The 6,082-nt window shown below is 76.1% G+C and carries 5 protein-coding genes and 1 pseudogene; 3 read left to right on the top strand and 3 right to left on the bottom strand.

Going from position 1 to position 6,082, the window contains the following annotated elements; all coding sequences use genetic code 11:
- The first annotated feature begins 212 nt into the window (after positions 1-212).
- Entirely contained in the window at positions 213-1,301 is a 1,089-nt protein-coding gene (locus ABZS66_RS44155) for a VWA domain-containing protein (protein WP_354768723.1), read from the top strand.
- Positions 1,298-3,454 carry a hypothetical protein gene (locus tag ABZS66_RS44150; protein WP_354768721.1) on the top strand — a complete coding sequence of 719 codons (2,157 nt, stop codon included), beginning with the start codon at positions 1,298-1,300 and terminating at the stop codon, positions 3,452-3,454. Before ABZS66_RS44155 ends, ABZS66_RS44150 begins: the two co-directional genes overlap by 4 nt.
- A 53-nt stretch (positions 3,455-3,507) precedes the next feature.
- On the opposite strand, the gene ABZS66_RS44145 is transcribed toward ABZS66_RS44150, so the two are convergent.
- The 3 genes and pseudogenes from ABZS66_RS44145 to ABZS66_RS44135 form a co-directional block, all read right to left on the bottom strand.
- On the bottom strand, positions 3,508-3,876 hold the full coding sequence (locus ABZS66_RS44145; protein WP_354768719.1) for a VOC family protein: 369 nt from the start codon (positions 3,874-3,876) through the stop codon (positions 3,508-3,510).
- A gap of 5 nt (positions 3,877-3,881) precedes the next feature.
- Positions 3,882-4,127 carry a hypothetical protein gene (locus ABZS66_RS44140; protein ID WP_354768717.1) on the bottom strand — a complete coding sequence of 82 codons (246 nt, stop codon included), beginning with the start codon at positions 4,125-4,127 and terminating at the stop codon, positions 3,882-3,884.
- A 142-nt stretch (positions 4,128-4,269) separates the two neighbouring features.
- Positions 4,270-5,445, bottom strand: a pseudogene (locus ABZS66_RS44135) (MFS transporter); the annotation flags it as partial.
- 85 nt (positions 5,446-5,530) lie between these two features.
- On the opposite strand from ABZS66_RS44135, the gene ABZS66_RS44130 reads away from it, so the two are divergent.
- Complete coding sequence (locus ABZS66_RS44130; protein WP_354768715.1) at positions 5,531-6,055, top strand: winged helix-turn-helix domain-containing protein; 525 nt, start codon at positions 5,531-5,533, stop codon at positions 6,053-6,055.
- Positions 6,056-6,082 lie beyond the last annotated feature (27 nt).

The raw sequence follows: 6,082 nt of genomic DNA, 5'->3' as shown, positions 1-6,082 counted from the left end.
CCGCGCCTGCCGGTTCCTCCGCGCCTGCCGGTTCCTCCGCGCCTGCCGGTTCCTCCGCGCCTGCCGGTTCCTCGGCGTCGGCTGATTCGCCCGCCCCTGCCGGTTCCTCCGCGCCGGCTGCGGCTTCCGCGTCCGGTGCCGTCTTGCCTTCCACCGAGGCCTCTCCACCCGCGTCCCCTTCCTCCGCCGTCCCCGCCTCCACCCTGTCCACTGTGGACAGATGGCGGCTGCTCCTGGGGCGGCAGCCGGAGCGGCTCGCGGGGTCGGCCGGGCGGTATGCGACGGCGCTCGACGAGCTCTACGGGGCCGGGACCGGCGAGGGCTCCCGCGCCGACGCGGCCGCCCGCGCCGGGCGCGAGGCCCCCTTCCCCGGCGTGCGGGAGTGGGCCGAGGAGCTCACCGCGCTGTTCGGCCCCGGCATCCGCGAGGAGGTCCTGGCCCGGGCGGTCGAGGGCGGCCGGCGCGACGCCGCGCTGCTGCTCGACCCGCACGCGGTCACCCCCTCGGTGGAGCTGCTCCAGACCGTGCTGTCCCTCGTCGGCGCGATGCCCGAGTCGGCCGTGGCCCGGCTGCGGCCGCTCGTCGCGCGCATCGTCGACGAGCTGACCCGGCAGCTGGCCACTCGGCTGCGGCCCGCGCTCGCCGGGGTCACCACGCCGCGGCCGACGGCGCGGCCCGGCGGGCCGCTCGACCTGCCGCGCACGCTGCGGGCCAACCTCGCCACCACGCGGCGCGACGCGGACGGGCGGGTCACGGTCATCCCGGAGCGGCCGGTGTTCCGCACCCGGGCCCGGCGGGGCGTCGACTGGCGCCTGGTCCTCGTCGTCGACGTGTCCGGCTCGATGGAGGCGTCGGTGATCTGGTCGGCGCTGACCGGGTCGATCCTCGCCGGCGTGCCGGCGCTGAGCACGCACTTCATCGCGTTCTCGACCGAGGTCGTCGACCTCACCGACCGGGTCGGCGACCCGCTGAGCCTCCTGCTGGAGGTTCGGGTCGGCGGCGGCACCCACATCGCGGCCGGGCTGCGGCACGCGCGGTCGCTGGTGACGGTGCCGTCGCGGACGATGGTGGTCGTCGTCAGCGACTTCGAGGAGGGGTATCCGCTGGGCGGGCTCCTCGCCGAGACGCGCTCGCTGGTCGAGTCGGGCGTGACGGTGCTCGGCTGCGCGAGCCTCGACGACGCCGGGCGGCCGCGGTATTCGGTGTCGGTCGCCTCGCAGCTCGTCGCGGCCGGGATGCCGGTCGCCGCACTCAGCCCGCTGGAGCTGGCCCGCTGGGTCGGAGAGAAGGTGCGCCCGTGAGCGCCTCGTCCCTGCCGCCGATCGCGGCGCCGGTGCTCGTGGCCGCGGTCGACGGGCTGCCGGCCCGGCTGCGCAAGAAGCTCGACGACGCCGCGGCCAAGCTGGCGGACCGGCCGGTGACGGTGGACGGTCCGCGGTACTCGGTGGCGATCGACGACGCGACCACGGTCACGCTCGTCACCGAGGGCGGCGTGGTCCGGACCGCCGATGCGGTCACCTGCACCTGCCTACTGGCGCCGAACTGCCTGCACCGGGCCGGCGTGCTCACCCTGGCTCCGGTCGACGCCGGCGTCAGCGAACCGGACGCGGAAGCGGTGGCGGCCGGTCCGCCCCCCGCCGGGCTCGCCGGCGACGGCGAAGCCGGTGCGGCCGGGGTCCAGGCGGGCGACGCCGGTGGCGGCGGGAGTGGGTCCGGGTCGGTGGCCCCGGCCGCGACGGTGGACGGTGCTCGCGGGTCCGGGGCGCCGGTCGCTGCCGTGCCTGCTGAAGAGGCGGCGTTGACGACCCAGCAGACGGCGGCCTTGGCGCACCTGTGGCGGGCGGCCGTCGCGGTGCTGGCGGCCGGGGTCAGCGGCTCGGGCGCCGTCGCGCGCACGGCGCTGCTGCGGGCGGCGCACGACGCGCAGGCCTGCAAGGTGTACCGGCCGGCGGCCGCCGCCCGCACCGTCGCGACGCTGCTGCAGGCCGCTCGGGCGGGGGAGGCGCAGTACCGGCTGGCCGACCTCACCGACGCGATGCGCGAGCTGCTGGAGGTGACGCACCGACTCCGGGTGACCCCGGGGACGGGGCTGCTGGGGACCGCTCGGCGCACGTACGAGCTGCAGGGCAGCCTCCGCCTCCACGGCCTGTGCACGACGGCGGTGGTGGCCGGCACCGGGTATGCGGGCGTGGTCACGTACGTCGTCGATCGGGACGGCGGGCTGTGGATGATCGCCGACCTGTATCCCGGCACGGCGCGGCGGGCGGCGACGGCCGGGAACGCGACCGTCAAGCTCGGCGAGACGGCGCTGAGCCACCGCGGCCTGACCCGCGCCGGGCTGGTCGTCTCCGGCGCCACCGCGTCCGCGAGCCGGCAGCTCGGCGCCGGCAAATCCGTGCGGGCCGTGACGGCGAGCGGCGTGTCCTGGCACGAGGCGCCGCTCGCCGGCCTGTGGGCGCAGCCGGCGGCCGAGCAGGTGCACCGGGCGTTCGCGGCCCTGGCCCAGCCGGTGACCGACCGCCCGGCCGGCGCCGACCTGCTGTTCCTGTCGGTCCGCCTCGACGGCCCCGACGGCGACGCGGTCCGGGCCACGGCTGCCGACGGCGCCCGCCTGACGCTGCGGGTGGCGTCGGACCACCCGTCGCTGGCGTACCGGGACAACCTGCGCCTGCTCGCCGCCCGCCCGGGCCTGGAGCTGCTGCTGGTGGGCCGGCCCGACCCGGGACGGCCCGGCACGGTGTACCCGCTGGCCGTCGCCCCGCCCGTCGGCATGACCTGGCCGCTGCCGGCCCCGCACCAGGGCCACGCCGACCTGGCCTTCGACCGCCTGCACCGCAGCCACATCCCGCTCGCCACGGCCGACGCGGCAGACCTTGACGTCGGCGCGGAGGATGCCGGCGGGGCGTCGGCCGATCCGGCGGTGAGCGCCGACGCACCGGAGCCGGTCGATCCCGGCTCGGGCGCCGGACCGCCGTCAGCGGCCGACGCCGACGCCGCCGCGGGCGGCGGCCCGGTGGTCGATCCGGATGCGGACGGCGGCGCGGCGGGGGCAGCCGTCGACGGTGAGGCGGCGCTGGCCGTGCTCGGCGAGGGTGACGGCGGCGTGTGGCGGCCGTCGGTGGCTGACCCGGCGCTGCAGGTGCTGCGGGTCCAGGTCGAGCGGACGGTCTCCGGCGGCCGGATGGTGGCCGGGCTCGCCCGCGGGCGCGGCCCGACCGACGCCGACCGGCTGCGGCGGGCCCGGCTCGACACCGGCGCCGAGTTGCTCGACGGGCTCGCTGTGGCGGCCGGCAACCGCCCCCGGGACGCGTTCGGACGTCTCTCCGACGACGACGGCGCGGCGTTCGCGCAGGCCTGGCTGGCCACGGCGGTGTACTCCGACGCGGCCGAGCGTGCGTACGCCGAGGCGACCTGGTTACCCGACCGCCAGGAGCTGGAAGCCGCGAGCCACTGACATCCGACCGCGGCCGGCCGTCGGCAACGGCCGGCCGCGGGATCGGGTCCGTCCTACGTCGGCGAGCGGGCGGACATGACGGCGAGCAGGCCGCCGTCGGGATCGCGGAAGAAGGCCATCCACTCCTCCGTGCCGTCCTCGTGGCGGTGGATCATGTGTGGTTCGCCCTCGAACGTGACGCCGCGGCCGGAGAGGGTGGCGTGGGCGGCGTGGACGTCGGGGACGCGGAAGTACAGGATCGACTCGGCGGCCGAGCCGGTCGTGAGGAACAGGCGGGTGCCGTCGCAGTCGAAGAACGCCAGGTCGCCGAAGGTGTAGAGGTGCGGCAGGCCGAGCACGTCGCGGTACCACCGCACGGCCTCCTGCACGTCGGTCACCTGCCGGGAGATCTGGCCGATCGGGCCGAGCCGGAAATCGTCCATGGACCTCACTCTGGCACGAACACGGGCCGTTCGATGCCGTCGTGCGCGGCGAGGGCCGCCATCGTGTCGCGGTACTCGGCGCGGTCGAGCGTGCCGGTCATCCGGCGGTACACGGCCTCGCACTCGATGTCGGCGAGCCGGCGGCTGCGGTGGGAGACCCCGCCCTCGGCCCGCGCGTTGCGCAGGTGCCGGGCGATGAGCATCACGTAGAGCGTGGCCAGGACGCCGGCCACCACCATCGTCGCGATCACCCGCGCCACTGTAGCGGCCCGCACGGCACGGTCGGGTTCACGGCCCGGAGCGGGCGCCGGCCGGGCCCGCCTCGGTGTGCTCGTCGGCCGTCGGCTGGGCCAGGACGACAACGCCCGGCTCGGCCGGGACCATGGCGCCCGCCTCGGCGGCCTCCATCGCGGCGTTCGTCGCGGTGCGCAGACCGAGCAGCGTGGTGAGGACGAGCACGCCCATGATCGCGAACACCGGGCGCACGCCGAACGCCTCGGCGAGCAGGCCGCCCGTTGCCGCGCCCAGGGGCATCGTGCCCCAGGCGACCAGGCGGTAGCAGCTGTTGACCCGGCCGAGCAGGTGGTCCGGGGTGATCGACTGGCGCAGCGACACCATGACGACGTTCGCGATCACGATGCCGGCGCCGCCCAGCACGAACGCGGCGCCGATCGGGAACGGGTTCGTCGTCAGGGTCGGGACGCCGACCATCGCGGCCGCGGTCGTCAGGGCGACGGCGAGCCCGCGGGCCCGGCCCAGACCACGGACGACCGGGCCGGAGAGCAGTGAGCCGAGGAGGCTGCCGACGGCGAGGGCGGTCAGCAGCCAGCCGTACTCCGGGGCGGACAGGCCCATCGCCGAGCCCGGCCCGACGGCGTACACGACGAGCACCGCGAAGGCGGCGTTGGACGCGAAGTTCGAGACGCCGACCATCGCCGCGAACGTCCGCAGGAGGCGCTGCCGCCACAGCCAGCGGACGCCCTCCACGATCTCCGCGCGGATCCCGGCGCCGGCCGCGTCCGGCGGGCGCGCGACCCGGAACGAGCCGCGCATCGGCAGCAGGGCGGCGGCCGCGGCGAGCCACAAGCCGGTCGCGCCCACGAACGGGGCCGCCGCGCCCGCCACGACCAGCGCGCCGGCGAGCGGCGGGCCGGCGAACTGGTTCGCGGTGAGCTCGGCCGCGTACAGCCGGGCGTTCGCGGCCGGCAGCCGGTCCCGCGCGACGACCTGCGGGACGATCGACTGCGCCGCCGTGTCGTGGACGGTCTCGGCGATGCCGACGCAGAACGCGACGAGGTACAGCAGCCAGATCGTCGCGACGCCGGCGAGCAGGCCGGCCACGAGCGCGCCCAGGAGGACGGCGCGGAGCGTGTTGGCTCCCGCCATCGCGCGGCGCCGGTCGACCCGGTCGACGAACGCGCCGGCCGGCAGCGCGAACAGCAGCCACGGCAGCGTGACCGCGAAGGCGAGCCCGGCCACGAGGGCGGGCGACCGCGTGACCCCGACCGCGACCAGCGGCAACGCCACCTTGAGCACTCCGTCGGCCAGCCCCGACAGGGCGGCGGCACTCCATACGAGTCGATACGCGCGCGTCATACTGATGGAAAATACTCCATCGATGGGAAGATTTTCCACTAGTACCGTATGATGAGGCGTGAGCGAAGTACCTCGACGCCGCCCGGCGACCGCCCAGGAGGCCAAGGCGCTGGGTCATCCCCTGCGGCTGCGGATCCTGCGGCTCTGCCACGGCCACGAGCTGACGAACAAGCAGCTCGCCGACCGCCTGGGCCGTGACCCGGGCACGGTCCTCTATCACGTGAAGATGCTCGCGGCGGCCGGCCTGCTCGAGGCGGCGCCCGTGCGGGCGGGGGAGAGCGGCGCGCTCGAGAAGCCGTACCGCTCGACCGGCATGACGTGGTGGCTGGACGGCCCGCTGGTGGACGCCGACCCGGATACGGCGTACGCGCCGGTGGCGGCCTTCACGGAGGAGCTGCGCGAGGCGGGTCCGGCGGGGGTCCGCCTGTACGAGCGCTTCACTCTCCACTTGTCGGCGGAGGAGCTCGCCGAGCTGGACCGGAGAATCCTCGCAATCCTGGACGAATACGTGGCGACCGACCATGAGCGCTTGGACCGCCCGGCGCTGGGCGGCATCTTCCTCCTCCACCAACTCCCCGACTGAGGCCTGCAAACTAGGTTCCTAGGAAGC

This window comes from Dactylosporangium sp. NPDC005572, assembly GCF_040605515.1.
Classification (GTDB): Bacteria; Actinomycetota; Actinomycetes; order Mycobacteriales; family Micromonosporaceae; genus Dactylosporangium.
This window is presented reverse-complemented; position numbering and strand designations above follow the sequence as displayed.

Bases quoted from the DNA above. Each gene is read 5' to 3' on its own strand.
- ABZS66_RS44145 (WP_354768719.1), bottom strand. From the start codon at position 3,876: ATGGACGATTTCCGGCTCGGCCCGATCGGCCAGATCTCCCGGCAGGTG.